This is a genomic window from Stenotrophomonas sp. Ker107b (assembly GCF_053847245.1).
Genome location: NZ_JBSPHX010000001.1, coordinates 83,995 through 99,503, shown reverse-complemented (window position 1 = coordinate 99,503; position 15,509 = coordinate 83,995). Strand labels below are relative to the sequence as shown.

Genomic DNA, 15,509 nt, shown 5'->3' with positions numbered 1-15,509 from the left:
AAACTTCTGGTGGAGTTCCTCTCCACAGCGGGAACTCGATCGAGACCGTCTCGTTGTTGAGCGGTTCGGTGGAGCCCACTTTGTTCATCGCCCGCCTGTAGCAATTGCCTTCCTTAGCCGTTGATGGCGGCTAGCAGCTCGTCGCGAATGCTCCCCGTCTTGCCCCCCGTCATCTGGGCCATGACGTAGATTCCCCGGCCCTTGCTGGCCTTCTGCCACAGCGCGCCCACCAGGCGTTTCTCTTCACTCTCGTCATTGGAGAACCGATCGCTGCCCTTAAACTCGACGACAAACAGCCGCCCGTCTTTCAGCTTGGCCACGAAGTCGGGGTAGGTACGCATGCGTGAGGTCGGCATCCAGAACTGGCTCTTGTGCACCAGGTTACGCACCCAAAACTCCACCTCGTCCAGTTCGTCTATGACCCTCGCGCATTCGAACTCCTGCGCAACCTTCCCCGCCGATGTCTTCCACCGCAGGTCCCCGACCTTGGGATAGAAGTGCTTACGGAACTTGTACAGCCCGCCATCGTAGTAGCTATGCGCGGGGTATTGCGTCATGTCGGCCGGGTAGGAGAACGCATAGTCCGAGCCTTCCGGCGCGCGCACCTCGCGGTCGGGAGCGAACAAAGCCTGCTGGAATCCTTGGCGGTAGGCATCGGCCTTGGCGCCGAGCAACTCCTCGCGCAGCTTGCGCCGCAAGACGAACTGGCCCCGCAATAGCTGGGCGAGCGAGAACCCACGATCCTCAACCAGGCCCTTGACGGCGCGCCGGACCCACTCACGCGACACCGGTTGCTTCACCGAGTGATCGCGCACTCCGATGTCGAGCCACCCCACCAGGTCATCGACCGTCCGGTCCTGAGCAAATCCAGGCAGGTAGGTCGCCACGTCGTCTTTGACCAGGTGGTATTGGACTTGCTTGCCGTCGAGGAAAACCTCGTAGGTCTGGCTTTCCTCGTTGAACCCGAACTTGGACAAGTCGGCTGGATGATCGCGAAGATCCCAGCTGAAATCTGCCGCCACGGCCTTGGCTTCCACGAGATCCAGCTCGCCTTGATCCATGGCATACAGCCTAGGGACTTCGAACACCGCGCCCCGTTCACTGGGGGCCTTGGCGGCCGCGGTGAGGCTTTGGTGGAGTGCCAAGCTCTTTAGCGCATCTTCCGCGTCTACCGCAGCTTGGGTGATGGCCTCCATCGTGGCCTCGTCCAGCTCGTCTTGGATCTCCAGCACCCCACCCTTCCCGGTTTTGTTGGGTGTGAACTTCACGCGCTCCGCGTCCCGTGCGGGCACGTTAGTCAGGTCAGGTTCCTTGGCAACCGGCACCTTGGTGGTGGGCAGCTCGGGCGTGTGCATGGCCCCACCCACCAGCGGAAGTTTCGGCGTGGCGGTCTCCTTCTGAATCGCCGCCGCGGCCTCGAGGGGATTGAAGCCAATATCGACCAGGGACTGGGTCAGCTCGCCGGCTGCCCGCCCGAAGTCGTCCGTCACCACATGGGCATAGGCCTTGGACATGCTGTCTTGGCTGCGCTTGGTGGCATACGGCATGCGCAGCACCCGCCCGAGCAACTGCTGAATATCCTTGTCGGACTTCACCTGGGCGACGGAGCAGAACACGTAGGCGAAGGAACAGTCCCAACCTTCTTTGAGCGCTTGCTTGGTGATGATGTATTCGATGGGGCAGTCTTTCGCGAACAAGTCCACCCCGTCCAGCTCCCGCTGGTCCCCGGTGGCAATGGCGATGGCTTTTTCAGCCACGCCATCGGTCTCGATCAGGTGCTTCTTGACCTCCTCCACCGTGGCCGTGCCGGACTTGCTCTCCGCCTGAATGAGCGCGATGGGACGGATGTAGTCGGGTTCCTTCTGCGCGTCCTTAGCCAGGCTCTTGCGTCGGGCCACCGAAGAACTGACCGCCGCCGGCCATTCCCCGTTGTGCTCCTTAAGCACCACGGGGAACTTGATCATGTCCGCACCCTTCAGCTCGAAAGCCGATACCGACACCAGCACGTTGCTCGATGTGGCGTTGGGCGTGGCGGTGAGTTCCACCACTGCTTGCGGGCGCAGGCGCTGGTAGACGGTGTAGGACAACTCCGTGTTGGCGTTGTGAGCCTCATCAGTGATGACCAGGGGTCGGTGAAGGTGGCAGACATTGGCAAACGAATGAACTGCCTTGCCGGCCTCGTTCCGATCCAGGTGAGGCAAATCGTCCAGCGACCCGCCGAAGTGGTCATCCAGATCCTCATGGTCTTCGTAGACCTTGCGACCCTCCTTTTCCTCCACGCGCAACGCGGCAATGGTGGCCATCACGATGCAAACCTTGGTGCCGAGATCCGCCGGCCGGATTTCCGTGAAGTGGGCGATGTCGAACACCGCCACCTGGCCCTTGAACGCCTCGTCCAGTTGCTGGCGATACGGGTGCGTAGGCTCCTGGAAGGCCTCCAGGGTCTGGCTCTTGATTTGCGTAGTGGGCACCAGCCAAAGCACCAACGGATACGTCTTATCGAGAAACCCGCGAGCTGCATCGATGATGTCCGCGCCCATGATGGTCTTGCCGCCCCCCGTGGGGATGCGCAAGCACGCGTAAGGAACATCGGGGAGTCCAGGCATGGGCTTGTAAACGGTATCCAGCCCCTTGTCGACGGTGCTTTCAAAGGCATCGGCGGCGCCCATGATCTGGGCCTCATCGAGGAACCGCCGCAACGTGTTCACGGATCGGGTTTGATACAGCTTGAGTTGGTGTGCCATCAGCGGGCCTTCAAGTCATAAGGGGTCTGGCGGAAGGCGATCTGGTGCTCTTCAAGCACCTCCTCGGGAAGCGGACACGCCTCGCCGTAAATGACCTTCGGCCCGTTGAACTTCGGCAAGCGCCGCAACATCGTCTTGGACAGCACGTTGCCGCCGGTGGCGCTTTGGTCGCCCATGATTCCGTTGTAGAGCAGGAAGTAGCCCGTTCCCTGGTGCTCGCCCAGGAACACGTCCTTGGCCGCTTTCGTGGATCGCGGCGTGCGAGTCTCGGCAAACCACACGTGCGCGGCCAGGTGCTCGAATGGGATGCCCTCTCGGATGTGCCCTGCGTCATCGAAGATGGGCGGGCCAAGCTTGAGGAAGCGAAAGCCCCCGCCGCCCTTCCAGCCCTGGGACTTGGAGATGCCGGAAGGCTCTCCGTCCACGACCGCACGCAGCCGTGGGGCGCATTTGGTCTGGGCGTGTTCCCCACGCTCGATCCCGATCCACTGCCGACCCATCTTGTGGGCTGCTGCGGCCGTGGTGCCCGATCCCAGATAAGCGTCGAGCACCAGATCTCCTTCGTTCGTGGCCAGCTCCAAGCAGCGCTTGATGAGCGCCTCGGGCTTCTTGGACTTGGGGAACTCCACCCCACCTTCCTTGTGGAGATTGTTGGACAGCAGGTCGTCCCAAAGCGTGGTCAACGGCTCCCCGGCCATCATTTCGCCGTCCACTTCCTTGAGCTTGCCGGCGTAGAAGATGATCCGCTGGCCCCCAATGAAATACATATCCGAATGCGCTTCGCGAGCCAGGTGAAAGATCTTCGTGGGCTGGGCCAGCGAGACATCGATCATCGCTTGGGCGTCCTTGCTCACGGCGTTGTAATCGGGGCGCACGAATTGCGCGACCTGCTTGGCGTGTTCCACCACAAAATCGTTGAGGAAGGCTTCGTAGCCGTCGCCCAGCTCTTTTTTCAAGTCGCTCGCGCTCTTGCCCGATGCCTGCTTGACCGCCGCCGTCAGAGTGGTGAACTTCCACTCCGAAGGGTCAGCGTCGGGGTTGACCAAGAACTTCCCGTAACGCTTGTCTCGCTCACGACCGGTAAACACCCGGTTGGGGGTCCACTGGGCCTTGTTCTTGGCATAGACGGCAATGAAGTTGGTGGTGCTGACCATGCCGGGATTGATGGCCTTGTGCCCTGTTGGCGCCCCTTGCTTGAACGAGACCAGCGCCATCCGGTTTCGGCGTCCCATGATCTCGTCGAGGATCACGAGCAGGTAGGCCAGTTCGTTGTCGTCGATGTGAACAAACAGCGTGCCGTCCTCGGCCAGCAAGTCTCGCTGCAGCACCATCGCCGGATACATCATCGACAGCCAGATGGAGTGCTCCAGGTTGTCGTCGTAGTCGTCCAGCGCCTGCTTGGTGTTGAATGGTGGATCGGCATAGATGCACTTCACGCTGCCCCCGAAATACGGCTTCAGGGCCTTGAGCGCGTCCAGGTTGTCGCCTTGGATGAGCAGGTTGTGGGCGTCTTCATCCCCGTAGTGCAGATTGGACACAGACTCGAGCAGGCGATAGGGCGTAAGGGCGGCCCGCGTGAGGTCTTTCTCGCGATCGCGCCAGTCCAGCAATGGCATGTGGCAGTTCCCCGGCCGAGCAGTCGCACGGCTTCTGATCCCATTCTAGCCCGCCGGCCAGTCGCACGGCTTCTGATCCCGTTCTAGCCCGCCGGGTCTCATAGGTTGATCCGCTCTGTCCCGCTTGAACATGACCCGCCCCTGCGTGCAACTTACTATGGTCGGGCCCTTCCCGGGGATGATCGGCGCCGGAAATGATCAGCATGAGTCGGGGGCGCAGCTTCCCCAACACCCGCAGCGATGATCCGGTGATTGCGCTGGCAATTCCCGATGGCGACGACTACCCACTGGGCGAGGAGCGGCGGCTGTTCTACGTGGCCCTGACACACGCTCGGCGGGGCGTGGCCATGTTCACCGCCCGAGGCCAGTGCTCCAGCTTCTTGCGGGAGTTGGAGGAGGACGGTGTGGTGGCCCTCGCCGACACCGATGGCAAGGCGGTCCGTGAGGAGATTTGCCCGTCGTGCAAGCAAGGCGTGTTGATCTTGCGCACCTGCCGCTACGGGAGTTTCGTTTCTGCTCGAACTTTCCTGCCTGCAGCTTCAAGCCAAAGAAGCTGGGCACCCCAGCTCAAAGGCCGCCTGCCCCAGCCGGCCCAACCCGAACATCATTCCCGCCGCTGCCGACTCGGTCGCAATCCCGAGCTGTCACGGCACAAACCCTCGCTACACCCGCTCCCCCGAAGCAATCACGGAAGGGCACGGTGGCCACGCTGTTGGAAAAGGTCAGCAGGACCGCGGAGGAGTTCAGGCGCAATACGGAGCGCAGCTTGGCCGTGCGAAAGGCGACCTCGGAACTGGAACTGGACCTCCACTCCGAACGGATCGTGATCGAATTGGCCATCAAGGGCGCAACCACCCAAGTCGAAGTCGATGCCAAAAGTCCTGAATACCGCGAGCGCTTTGAGAAGGCCTTAATGCGCCTTGACGCGCTCGACCAGGACAAGCCCGAACCGGCATCCATCGCGCACCGCAGGGCTCCCTCGTTTGACCAGGTCCAACTCCACGCCGATCCGGACATCAACAAGGCCATCCGGGAACAAGTGGACAGGCTGCGAAGCAATCGACAGGCAGTCCTGACTGGCGTCCGTGCCAAGCTCACCGCGGACGCGGAACTTCGGAACCACTTCCTTAAGCGACTTCACGAACTCAACGCTGACCACTACTTACCGGGACTGGACCCCACCTCTGCCTTGAGCCGGCGCTAGTGAAGTGGCTCGACCATACCTGGCCAAGTGCAATGTGGTAGCTCAATCATGGTTTGGCCAACGTGGCGCCGTGCTCGGCCTCCACCGGCGCAATGAGCACCTGGACCTGCAAACGCTTGCAAAACCGCTTGGTGGTTAACTCCGGCGAACGGCTCCGACATCCCCCCGCTTTTGAGGCCGGCATGGCCGTGTCGGAACTCACCCGATGAGACGCGGCTTCGCCGGCAGGGCACCCGCTCCGATCCCACACCCATGCCAGCCAGAACACGGGGCCAGCGCGGGCAGGCCCGTTTTTGTGCCCTAGTGGGTCGTTGACTTAGTTCCCTCCGGCCTCCCCGCCCCTTGCTGCCCGCGGCAGCAAGCTCGCCGCCAGCCCTAAATCACACCGCCCTCGCGGTCTGAAAATTTCCCCAACTTTTTTTCGACTCGCTGGGATTTCCCCACCTTACGAGCTTGATCCAGCGGACGCCATGCTGCGGCCAACGATAGGCAATGGTGCCTATCGCTCCATAGAGGCATCCAATGAGTCTTTATCCCTCCGCCGGCAACGCCGGACATCGCCCTCGACAACAAACACACCGCCGCGTTCTGCTGGGGCATGGTCAACCACACCCGGCACCGCCAAGGCCTGGGCACGCAGCTTTCCCACGCGCGGCTGGCCCATGCAAAAACACTCGGCGCCCAGCGCGTGACGCTCAGCACCAGCCAGCACACGCAGGATTTCTACGCCGGACTCGGCTTCGTCGTCACCAGAGTTACCCCCGATGGGCACGGCCCCGGGTTGGACGCGGTGGAGATGGCGCTGGAACTGGCGCCGCGTTGAGCGGCGCCAGGGATTGGAGTGCGTCGGGATTGCGCCAGCCACGCATGGCGTGGCTCTACGCTTGAAGCCGCAGCGTGCGTTTTGAACGCGTCAGCTGCTCGACAGCTTCATCAGCACCAATCCGCTCACGATCAACACCGCTGCGGCAATCCGCATCGCGCTGATCTGCTCGCCGAGGAAGGCAATCCCGATCACGAACGCGCCGACCGCACCAATGCCGGTCCAGATCGTGTACGCAGTGCCCAGCGGCAACGTGCGCATCGCCAGTGACAGCAGCCAGAAGCTGGCAATCATGGTGACGAGGGTGATGATCGAGGGAGTGAGCTTGCTGAACCCCTCGGACTGCTTCATCGAGAACGCCCAGACGATTTCCAGTACACCGGCTGCCAACAGATAGATCCAGGCCATGCGGCCCTCCTTGATGGGGGCCAGGCCGTCCTGGTCAGTGGTTCCCGAAATGGGGGAGGCCGTTCCTCCTGTGCTGCGTATTTTACCGCCCTACCCGCGCAATGGCCGCGACTGACGGCATCGGGCTACACGGGATTCAGCCTCGGCGTCTGGCACTGCGTGCCGCGCATGCGCTAGAATGCGCGACTGCACTGCCGGACCTGTTCCTGCCTTGCACCTTCCGCCTGCGGCCGGCTGATCCCTGATCGCCCCGCAGCCGGAACGTCTCTATGGTGGCCCCGTCGGCCCCTCGCGACGCTAGGTCGAAAATCCCGCCAGGGCCGGAAGGCAGCAACGGTATCGATCGACGCGGGCGCCGAGGTCAGCCGGCGGGGCCGCCACCTTTTTGGGCTCCCTGTTTTCCTTCGCGATGCTGCCGACTAAGGCACCGCCAACTGCGCGACATCACCGCGGACCGCTGGCGCATGCAACGCGCGTTCGAGCGCCTGCAGATGGGCGGCCAGCGCGTCGTCCATGCTCAGGGAGGATCCTGGGCCAGCACGTGCATCGCGGTCGGGGTAGCCAGCGCCACACGCTCACCGGGCAGGGCCACACGGTGGCCACGCTGGCGCAGCGCCTCGCCGTCAGCCTCGCTGGCGTAGTGATAGAGCATCATCCGCGCCTGCAGCTCGGGCGTGTACTCACGCTCCAGGTCGTCTACACCGGTATGCGACGGATTGCCGTGCAGGCCGCAGTCGTGGGCGATCAGTTCGTTGTCGTCGGCGTAGCGCGCCAGCATTTCCGGAATCGGGCGGGTATCGCCGCTCCAGGTGACCGCACCCTTCAGGCGCAGGCCATAGGCGGTTTCCGGCCAGTGATGGCGCACCGGGAAGACTTCCAGACGCACGCCGTCATGCCAGAACGCATCGCCGACCACGATCAGCTGGAAGGCATCCCAGAAGTTCGCACCGCCCTCGGCCAGCACGTTCGGGTAATCGGCCACGCGCTTGTGCAGCAGCGGCACGACCGTCGCCGGCACGTAGAGGCGGATGCGCCCACGACGCTGCGGCGAGAAATAGGCATCCACGAACAGACGTTCGAAACCAGCGACATGGTCCAGGTGCACATGGGTGACGAACAGGGCCTGCGGCACATGCCCGTAGTGCGCCTGGAAGGCGGTCAGCCCTTCCCCGCCACAATCAATGGTCAGCCATGGGCGGCCATCGCGCTCGATCACCGCCATCGGCGAACCCAGCTGCACGGCCGACGCATTGCCGACCCCCATGAAACGCAGTGCCCAGTCCATCAGTAACCCCGGTTCCAGGCGAGATCGTAGGCGCGGCGAAGCCGTGCGTAGTCCTTTTCGACGTCGTCATGACTGCGCTCACCGCGTAGTTTGATCAACGAGCGCAGCAGCCGCTTGAGATTGCGTTCGCGCCAGCGGGTGGCGGGAATGCGCAGCACGCCGCGATCGAAATCGATCAGCCAGCCATGGCCGTTGGCGTCGAACAGAATGTTGTGGGCGTTGAGATCGGCATGGTCCAGCCCGGCGCGGTGGAAGCGCGCGATCAGCCGGCCCGTCTCCTCCCAGGGGGCCCCGCGCCCGGCGACCAGCGCGCGGTCGGCCAGCGAGCGCACGCCCTCCAGCCGCTCCATCAGGATCGCCGCTTTGTAGCGCAGGCCTTCGCGCATGTAGAACGCGGCGATCGGGCGCGGTACCGGCAGCTTCTGCGCGCGCAGGGCACGCATCAGCCGGAACTCGGCAAAACTGCGGGTGCGATTGGCGCCACGCCAGATGTAGTGGTCCCGGCTGAGCTTGGCTGCCAAGCCACCGCGCAGGTACTGGCGCAGCACGGCATGACCAAAGGGCGCATCGACGAACCAGGCGCCGCCGCGGCCGCCATCGCCGACCGGTCGCGCCCGCTCGCCCCAGTGGGCCGGCGCGAACAGGCTCATCTCTGCTTGCCGCAAGGCTTCGCGGTCGAACAGAATGGCACCGATACCGCGTCCATCGCGGCAGGGCGTCAGCGCTTCAGTGGCGTCGAATGCGACCATTCCTTCGAGTCTAACAACACCATGGCACCAACGTCCTCTTCCTTGTGTCTTTTGCGTTTGTCCGCGCTGGGGGACGTGACCCATGTGGTGCCGCTGGTGCGCACCCTGCAACAGGCCGATCCCGGCGTTTGCCTGCACTGGATCATCGACAAGGCCGGCCACAAGCTGCTCGACGGGCTGCCGGGTGTGACCTTCCACAGCTACGACAAGAAGACCGGCCTGGCTGGTATGCGCGCCCTGCGCGAGAGCCTCCCTGCCGGGCGCTTCGATGCGCTGCTGCAGATGCAGGTGGCCTTCCGCGCCAACGTGCTGTCCGCCTTCGTACCGGCCAAGCGCCGCATCGGCTACGACAGATCGCGCTCGAAGGACCTTCACGGGCTTTTCATCAATGAGCGCATTCCCGACCGCCCGGGCATCCACGTACTCGACGCGATCGGCAGCTTCTGCGAGCCGCTGGGCCTGAAACAGACCGAGGTCAGCTGGGACCTCGCCGTGCCGCCGGCGGCGTTCGAGTGGGCCAATGCCCAGTGGGCCGACGACGGCCGCCCGGTGCTGATGATCTCGCCCTGCTCCAGCCACGTGCGCCGCAACTGGTATGCCGATCGCTATGCCGCCGTGGCCAACCACGCCACCGCACGCGGCTGGCGGGTGGTGCTGTGCGGTGGGCGCAGCGATCTGGAGCGCGGCATGGCCGATGCCATCCAGGGGCAGCTGACCACGCCGGCGCTGGATCTGGTCGGCAAGGACACCCTCAAGCAGCTGCCGGCCCTGTTGGCCCGCGCCGCGCTGGTGATGACGCCCGATTCGGGCCCGATGCATATCGCCAACGCGATGGGCGCCAAGGTGCTGGGCCTGCATGCGGCCAGCAACCCGCACCGCAGCGGACCCTACTCCGACCGCCGCTACTGCGTGGACCGCTACGACGATGCGGCGCGCAAATTCCTGGGCAAGCCGGCCAGCGAACTGAAATGGGGCGCGAAGGTCGAATTCGACGATGTGATGCAGCTGATCACGGTCGAGGACGGCATTGCCGCCTTCGAGCGGTATGTCGCCGATTACGCGCCGCGCGGTGCGTAATCCTTGTACGACTTCTCTTCCACGTAGAGCGAGCCCAGTGCCAGGTTGATGTCCTTCTTGATGCGGGCGCGCTCATCGTTCTGCTGATAGACACTGCGGGCCAGTTCGACGAAATGGTCGTCGAAGGCCTCGGCCTTGTCCTGCAGGCGGATGTTGTCTTCGATGTCCCACAGGCGCTCGTTGACGGCCTTGAGCTCGGCACGCAGGCGCGCGATGTCCTTGACCCCGGCCGGGTGCGCCATCCAGGTCGTTTCCAGTGCGCTCAGCTCGGTGCGAATGTTGGCCAGCTTGGCCTCATCGCTGATGCGCTCGGATTTGATCTGCAGGATCGAGATCTTGTCGAGCAGTTCACCGAAGGACACGGGGACGAGGATTTCAGCGGTCATGGTGGGGATCCGTTACGTGAGGTGGGCAGTTTAGCGGAGCGCATGTTGGGCGGGTGTGGGGCGGGGGCTCTACCGCGATGACGTCGCGTGGATTGCGGGTGGCCACTTCATTGCGGGGATTGCTGGGTGCATCCATGCACCCAGCCCTTCCGCGCTGCGCGCTCCAGGGCCAGACGTTCGTCTGTCCGGATCTGCTCCTGCAGATCCGTCGAACCCCGTCGGGGGTTCTCGTCCGCCCATCAGGCCGGATAAAAAGAAAAGGGCCGCCCGATGGGCAGCCCTTTTCTTTTTATCTGGCGGAGAGGGGGGGATTCGAACCCCCGAGGCGCTATAAACGCCTGCCTGATTTCGAGTCAGGTACATTCAACCGCTCTGCCACCTCTCCAGATGGTCCCGGCGAACCGGGACGCGAATGATACGGGCAGGACGCGCTGGCGACAAGTCATTGCGTGCAAAGAAGTGAATTTCTTCTGTATGGATGCCTTGCCGGATGTCCGGCGGGCCGCGATCATGCCGTTATCCCTCGCAATCCTCACCGGCACGCGCCTTCATGATCGAATTCGGACACCTGACCCACCCCGGCCTGCGCCGTGACCTCAATGAGGATACGTATTACGGGGATGGCGAACTGGCGCTGTGGCTGGTCGCCGATGGCATGGGCGGGCACGCCTGCGGTGAGGTGGCCAGCGCGCTGGCGCGCGAGACCATCGTGCGCGAGATCCGCCGCGGGGCGACGCTGGCGCATGCGATCCGGATCGCCGATGAGGAGATCATCCGCACCTCGCGCCGCCGCAACGACAGCCTGCCGATGGGCACCACTGTGGTGGCGGCCCGTGTGCAGGGCAATCGGTATGAGGTGGCGTGGGTCGGCGACAGCCGCGCGTACCTGTGGCGCGACGGCACGCTGGCCCAGCTCAGCCAGGATCACAGCGTGGTCCAGGAACTGGTCGCCCAAGGCAATCTGACCGCAGAGCAGGCCCGTGCGCATCCGCATCGCAATGTGGTGACCCAGGCGCTGGGGGTGACCGATCCGGCACATCTGAATGTGGCGACCACCACCGGCGAGCTGCGCCCGGGCATGCAGCTGCTGCTGTGCAGTGACGGGCTGACCGAAGAGGTCGAGGACAAGGGCATCGCCCGCACCCTCGCCTTCGACGATGCCAGTGCGCAGGAATGCGTGGATACGCTGGTCGCCGCCGCGCTGGATGGCGGCGGCTCGGACAACATCACCGTGATTCTGGTGCGGTGCCATTGAGGCAGCCATCCCGACCAACGGCCGGGATCTACCGGGGTCGGGCCCTCAGGCGCTGACTGCTTCCACCGCGTCGGGCTCACCATCCCAGATCGCGCGGCCCGCCTTCTTGCGCAGTTTGGCCAGGCGCGCTTCGTGCGCTTCCCGCTCCGAGGCGGTGGCGACCACGCGCGGGCGCGGCAGCAGGCGCGAGGTGTCGAAGGTCTGCGCGTGGGCGCTGCCGGTTTTCTGGTCATCGGCCGAGCCGAAGCCGATTTCCTCCTGACCCGAGGTCAGCGCGATGTACACATCGCCCAGGATCTGCGCATCGAGCAGGCCGCCGTGCAGCTGGCGGTGGGCATTGTCGACGCCCAGGCGCCGGCACAGTGCATCCAGCGAGTTGCGCTGGCCGGGGAAGCGCTCACGCGCCATCTTCAGCGTATCGATCACCGTGCAGCGGTCGGTGATCTTGCCGTAGTGGTCGCCCAGCAGCGACAGCTCGTTGTCCAGGAAGCCCAGATCGAACGCCGCGTTGTGGATGATCAGCTCAGCGCCGTCGATGTAGGCGAGGAAGTCGTCGACGACCTGGGCGAAGGCCGGCTTGTCGGCCAGGAACTCCAGGGTCAGGCCGGTGACTTCCTGCGCGCCCTGTTCGAACTCACAGTCCGGCTTGAGGTACTGGTGGTAGTTGTTGCCACTGGGGCGGCGCTCGAGCAGTTCCACACAGCCGATTTCGACGACGCGGTTGCCCTTCCGCCATTCCAGGCCGGTGGTTTCGGTATCAAGGATGATCTGACGCATGGGCTCAGTGTACCGGGCCGGCGGCGCGGATCCGGATCGCGGCGTCGCGCGCCAGCTGATCCACGCGCTCGTTGTCCGGGTCGCCGGAATGGCCCTTGACCCAGCGCCAGTCGATGGTGTGCTTGAGCGTGGCCGCGTGCAGGCGCTCCCACAGCTCCCGGTTCTTGACCGGCGAGCCGCCGGCGGTTTTCCAGTTCTTGCGGATCCAGCCGGGCATCCACTCTGTCAGGCCCTGGCGCACGTACTGCGAATCGGTGAACAACACGATGTTGCACGGCTCGGTGAGGGCTTCCAGCCCCGAGATGGCCGCCATCAGCTCCATGCGGTTGTTGGTGGTATGCGCTTCGCCACCGCTCAGTTCGCGCTCGTGCGCGTTGTAGCGCAGCAACGCCGCCCAGCCGCCGGGGCCGGGATTGCCGAGGCAGGAACCGTCGGTGTGGATTTCTATCGTCTTCATTCCATTCCAGATCAGGTGGCAACCGTGCCGTGCCAACGTGGCACGGCCACGGGCGTCGGTCCCGGCAATGCCAGAGTGCGTTTTTCAGCGGTGAACAGACAGGCGGCCCGCAGCGGGGCGAGGTCACGCCGGGCCGGCGAGCGGTTGCGCCACATCGGGCCGAGGTAGTGCAGGTCCTCGCAGCTCAGGCCAGCCTGCGTGAGGGTGTGCCGCAGCCGCTGCGGGCTGCGCACGACCAGCCCGTGATGGCGCCACTGGCGGCGGTACGGGCTGAACGGGTTGAGGGTGGACAGCCACAGCCGGCCGCCGGGCATCAGCACGCGCGCGCACTCGGCGATCAGCTGCTCGGCGTCACGGGCGGTGACGTGCTGCAGCACGATGGCGTTGACGCTCTCGTCCGGCAGCGGAAGCGGCAGGGCGCACTGGACATCGCCGGCATACTCGGCGCCCTGGCGGTACAGGCGCAGGCCGCGGCCCGGCAAGTCCACGCTTTCCAGCCAGCCAGGCGTCGGCGCCACCCACAGCCACGGGTTCACCGGGCGCTCGGCGAGCAGGCTGCGCAACCGCTCCGATTCCAGACGGCACAACGCTTGTGCCGGTTCAGTATCAAACCAGGATGCGACTGTCGCTTGACGGGGGCTCAACGCGGGGGGCATGGTCCAATTCTATGCGACTGACCGCCCTACCCGCGTTTGCGGACAATTACATCTGGGCGCTGGTCGCCGACGACGGCCGCGCCGTGGTCATCGACCCCGGCCAGGCCGCCCCCGTTCTGGCTGCCGCAGCGCAGCAGGGATGGGTCCCGCACAGCATTCTGCTGACCCATCACCACGACGACCACATCGGCGGCGTGGCCGAACTGCAGGCCCATTTCCCGGCGGTGGAGGTCTACGCACCGGTCGAACCGCGCATTGCGGTCCCGGCGCACCGGGTGGGCGAAGGTGAACACGTTCAGGCACTGGGCCTCGGGTTCCACGTAGTATCCGTGCCCGGGCACACCCGGAGCCATATCGCGTTTCACACCGCTGAACATCTTTTCAGTGGCGATTCGCTGTTCAGCCTGGGCTGTGGGCGCATGTTCGAAGGTACGCCTCCCCAACTTCTGGCATCCCTGCGGAAGCTGGCGTCCCTGCCAGCGCAACTGATGGTCTGTTGCGCCCACGAGTACACCCTGTCCAATGCCGTCTTCGCGCGGCATGTAGACCCCACCAACGCTGCGCTGTCGCAGCGCCATGAGGAGGCCTTGGCCATGCGCCGCGATGACCTGCCCACGCTGCCGGTTTCACTGGCAAGCGAGCTGGAATGCAATCCGTTCCTGCGTACGAACACCCCCGCCGTCCACGCGGCTGTCAGCGCCCATCTCGGGCGTCCCGTTACCGATGAAGTCGATGTTGTCGCAGGCCTGCGGCACTGGAAAGACGGATTTCGAACATGAGTCGGCGATTGTTGCCGCTCGCGCTTGGCCTGGCGATCGCCGTGGCCGGCAGCGCGGGCGCCCAGTCGTTGACCGCCGGCATGTCGCAGAACGTGGCCGGCCTGTCCTCCCTTCCCCTGACCGCTGCGGCCCTGCCGCCGGCTTCGGTGCGCAACGGGCAGGAGATCTTTGCCAGCTTCCGCGATGGTCTGGCCGAACCTACCTGCGACGCCGAGGCAACCAGCCCGCGTTGGCAGAAGCAGTTCGCGCATGCCCCCTCGCGGCTGGCCAACCAGGACGATGACGCGCTGGTGCTGTTCGGCTATGTGGTCGAAGAGCTTCGCAAGTCCGACCTGCCGACCGAATTCGCGCTGATTCCCTTCGTGGAAAGTGGCTACCGGCCCAACGCCCGCAATGGCAGCGGCCCGGCCGGCCTGTGGCAGTTCATCGCCACCACCGCCAAGAACCACCGCGTGCAGATGACCCCGGGCTATGACGGCCGCCTCTCTGCCGTGGATTCCACCCAGGCCGCGGTGCGCTACCTCAAGACCCTGCATGGCATGTTCGGCGGCGACTGGCGCTTGGCGACGATGGCCTACAACGCCGGTGAGTACCGGGTGCTGCAGTCGCTGCGCAAGGCGGGCATGAACGCGCAGAACGCGCGTCCGGCCGAGTTGCCGGGGCTGTCGCCGGTCACCTATGCCTATGTCGAGAAGCTGCATGCACTGGCCTGCGTCCTGGAAGACGCGGAAACCGAGCCGGCGGTGATGGCCTCGCTGGACCGCACCGTGCCGGTGCTGAAGGGCCACACGCTGCCGGCCGGCACCAGCGTCCAGCAGTGGGCCCAGCAGCGCGCACTGGACCCTGCCCGGATCGCCCGCCTCAATCCGGCCCTGGCCAGCGGCAAGGGCCGCCCGAGCGGCCAGGTGACGGTTCTGGCCCCTACCGCGCACGCCCCGGTGGATGCCAGTGCCAGCGTGGCCGCTCTTGCGGTGGCGCCCAGCGCACCGGCCGACACCACGGCGGCGCGTACGGCGCCCGGCCCGGTGGCCACCCGTACCGTGGCCAGCGCGGACCGCCCGCGCAGCCGCCGCCACACCGTGCGCGATGGCGAGTCGCCCTGGACCATCGCCCGCCGCTACGGCATGCCGCTGAAGGCGCTGCTGTCGCTCAATGGGCTCAGTGGCAGCAGTGTGCTGAAGCCGGGCGCGGTGCTGCGCGTCGAAGACTGAGCGCGCGCGGATCCTATTGCTGGTAACGACACTGCCCGGTTCTGCCGGGCAGTGTCGTTTTCAACAACAAACAGCCCGGCAT

14 protein-coding genes, 1 tRNA gene, 1 other RNA gene and 1 pseudogene are annotated in these 15,509 nt (G+C 64.9%); 7 read left to right on the top strand and 10 right to left on the bottom strand.

What is annotated here, in order from left to right:
* Positions 1 to 113: 113 nt before the first annotated feature.
* Positions 114 to 2,744, bottom strand: coding sequence for a DEAD/DEAH box helicase (locus ACWV8V_RS00535; RefSeq protein ID WP_455898665.1), 2,631 nt, complete (start codon positions 2,742 to 2,744; stop codon positions 114 to 116).
* Entirely contained in the window at positions 2,744 to 4,360 is a 1,617-nt protein-coding gene (locus ACWV8V_RS00530) for a site-specific DNA-methyltransferase (protein ID WP_455898664.1), read from the bottom strand. Before ACWV8V_RS00530 ends, ACWV8V_RS00535 begins: the two co-directional genes overlap by 1 nt.
* Positions 4,361 to 5,060: 700 nt before the next feature.
* Between ACWV8V_RS00530 and ACWV8V_RS00525 the strand changes: the two genes are divergently transcribed.
* Entirely contained in the window at positions 5,061 to 5,564 is a 504-nt protein-coding gene (locus tag ACWV8V_RS00525) for a hypothetical protein (protein WP_455898663.1), read from the top strand.
* A gap of 577 nt (positions 5,565 to 6,141) precedes the next feature.
* Positions 6,142 to 6,387 (top strand): annotated as a pseudogene (locus ACWV8V_RS00520) (GNAT family N-acetyltransferase); the annotation flags it as partial.
* A gap of 90 nt (positions 6,388 to 6,477) precedes the next feature.
* On the opposite strand, the gene ACWV8V_RS00515 reads toward ACWV8V_RS00520, so the two are convergent.
* Positions 6,478 to 6,795 (bottom strand): DMT family transporter, encoded by a 318-nt coding sequence (locus tag ACWV8V_RS00515; protein ID WP_455898662.1) that lies wholly within the window; start codon positions 6,793 to 6,795, stop codon positions 6,478 to 6,480.
* A gap of 278 nt (positions 6,796 to 7,073) precedes the next feature.
* Here ACWV8V_RS00515 and ffs point away from each other — a divergent pair.
* An RNA gene (ffs, locus tag ACWV8V_RS00510) (signal recognition particle sRNA small type) lies at positions 7,074 to 7,170 on the top strand.
* Between the two features lie 142 nt (positions 7,171 to 7,312).
* Here the strand turns inward: ffs and ACWV8V_RS00505 are convergent.
* Positions 7,313 to 8,080: an MBL fold metallo-hydrolase gene (locus tag ACWV8V_RS00505; protein WP_259261175.1), complete on the bottom strand. Its 768-nt coding sequence runs from the start codon at positions 8,078 to 8,080 to the stop codon at positions 7,313 to 7,315.
* Entirely contained in the window at positions 8,080 to 8,829 is a 750-nt protein-coding gene (locus ACWV8V_RS00500; protein ID WP_088432881.1) for a 3-deoxy-D-manno-octulosonic acid kinase, read from the bottom strand. The genes ACWV8V_RS00505 and ACWV8V_RS00500 overlap by 1 nt, the downstream gene beginning before the upstream one ends.
* A gap of 21 nt (positions 8,830 to 8,850) precedes the next feature.
* On the opposite strand from ACWV8V_RS00500, the gene ACWV8V_RS00495 reads away from it, so the two are divergent.
* A complete protein-coding gene (locus ACWV8V_RS00495; RefSeq protein WP_455898661.1) occupies positions 8,851 to 9,906 on the top strand; it encodes a glycosyltransferase family 9 protein in 1,056 nt (351 codons plus the stop codon).
* On the opposite strand, the gene ACWV8V_RS00490 is transcribed toward ACWV8V_RS00495, so the two are convergent.
* A complete protein-coding gene (locus tag ACWV8V_RS00490; RefSeq protein WP_455898660.1) occupies positions 9,885 to 10,292 on the bottom strand; it encodes a DUF6165 family protein in 408 nt (135 codons plus the stop codon). The two genes, ACWV8V_RS00495 and ACWV8V_RS00490, sit on opposite strands and share 22 nt — an antisense overlap.
* A 294-nt stretch (positions 10,293 to 10,586) precedes the next feature.
* Positions 10,587 to 10,677, bottom strand: a tRNA-Ser gene (locus ACWV8V_RS00485).
* Positions 10,678 to 10,842: 165 nt separating this feature from the next.
* Between ACWV8V_RS00485 and ACWV8V_RS00480 the strand changes: the two genes are divergently transcribed.
* Positions 10,843 to 11,547, top strand: a complete 705-nt coding sequence (locus ACWV8V_RS00480) for a PP2C family protein-serine/threonine phosphatase (protein ID WP_176990741.1) — start codon at positions 10,843 to 10,845, stop codon at positions 11,545 to 11,547.
* A 45-nt stretch (positions 11,548 to 11,592) separates the two neighbouring features.
* On the opposite strand, the gene dnaQ is transcribed toward ACWV8V_RS00480, so the two are convergent.
* From dnaQ to ACWV8V_RS00465, 3 genes are read right to left on the bottom strand one after another with little or no spacing between them, the layout of a single operon-like run.
* Positions 11,593 to 12,324 (bottom strand): DNA polymerase III subunit epsilon, encoded by a 732-nt coding sequence (dnaQ, locus tag ACWV8V_RS00475; protein ID WP_455898659.1) that lies wholly within the window; start codon positions 12,322 to 12,324, stop codon positions 11,593 to 11,595.
* A gap of 4 nt (positions 12,325 to 12,328) precedes the next feature.
* Entirely contained in the window at positions 12,329 to 12,781 is a 453-nt protein-coding gene (rnhA, locus tag ACWV8V_RS00470; RefSeq protein WP_121042991.1) for a ribonuclease HI, read from the bottom strand.
* An 11-nt stretch (positions 12,782 to 12,792) separates the two neighbouring features.
* A complete protein-coding gene (locus tag ACWV8V_RS00465) occupies positions 12,793 to 13,437 on the bottom strand; it encodes a methyltransferase domain-containing protein (RefSeq protein ID WP_455898658.1) in 645 nt (214 codons plus the stop codon).
* 11 nt (positions 13,438 to 13,448) lie between these two features.
* Between ACWV8V_RS00465 and gloB the strand changes: the two genes are divergently transcribed.
* Both gloB and ACWV8V_RS00455 read left to right on the top strand, forming a co-directional pair.
* Positions 13,449 to 14,216 (top strand): hydroxyacylglutathione hydrolase, encoded by a 768-nt coding sequence (gene gloB, locus ACWV8V_RS00460; protein WP_455898657.1) that lies wholly within the window; start codon positions 13,449 to 13,451, stop codon positions 14,214 to 14,216.
* Positions 14,213 to 15,427, top strand: a complete 1,215-nt coding sequence (locus ACWV8V_RS00455) for a transglycosylase SLT domain-containing protein (protein WP_455898656.1) — start codon at positions 14,213 to 14,215, stop codon at positions 15,425 to 15,427. Before gloB ends, ACWV8V_RS00455 begins: the two co-directional genes overlap by 4 nt.
* Positions 15,428 to 15,509: the final 82 nt, after the last annotated feature.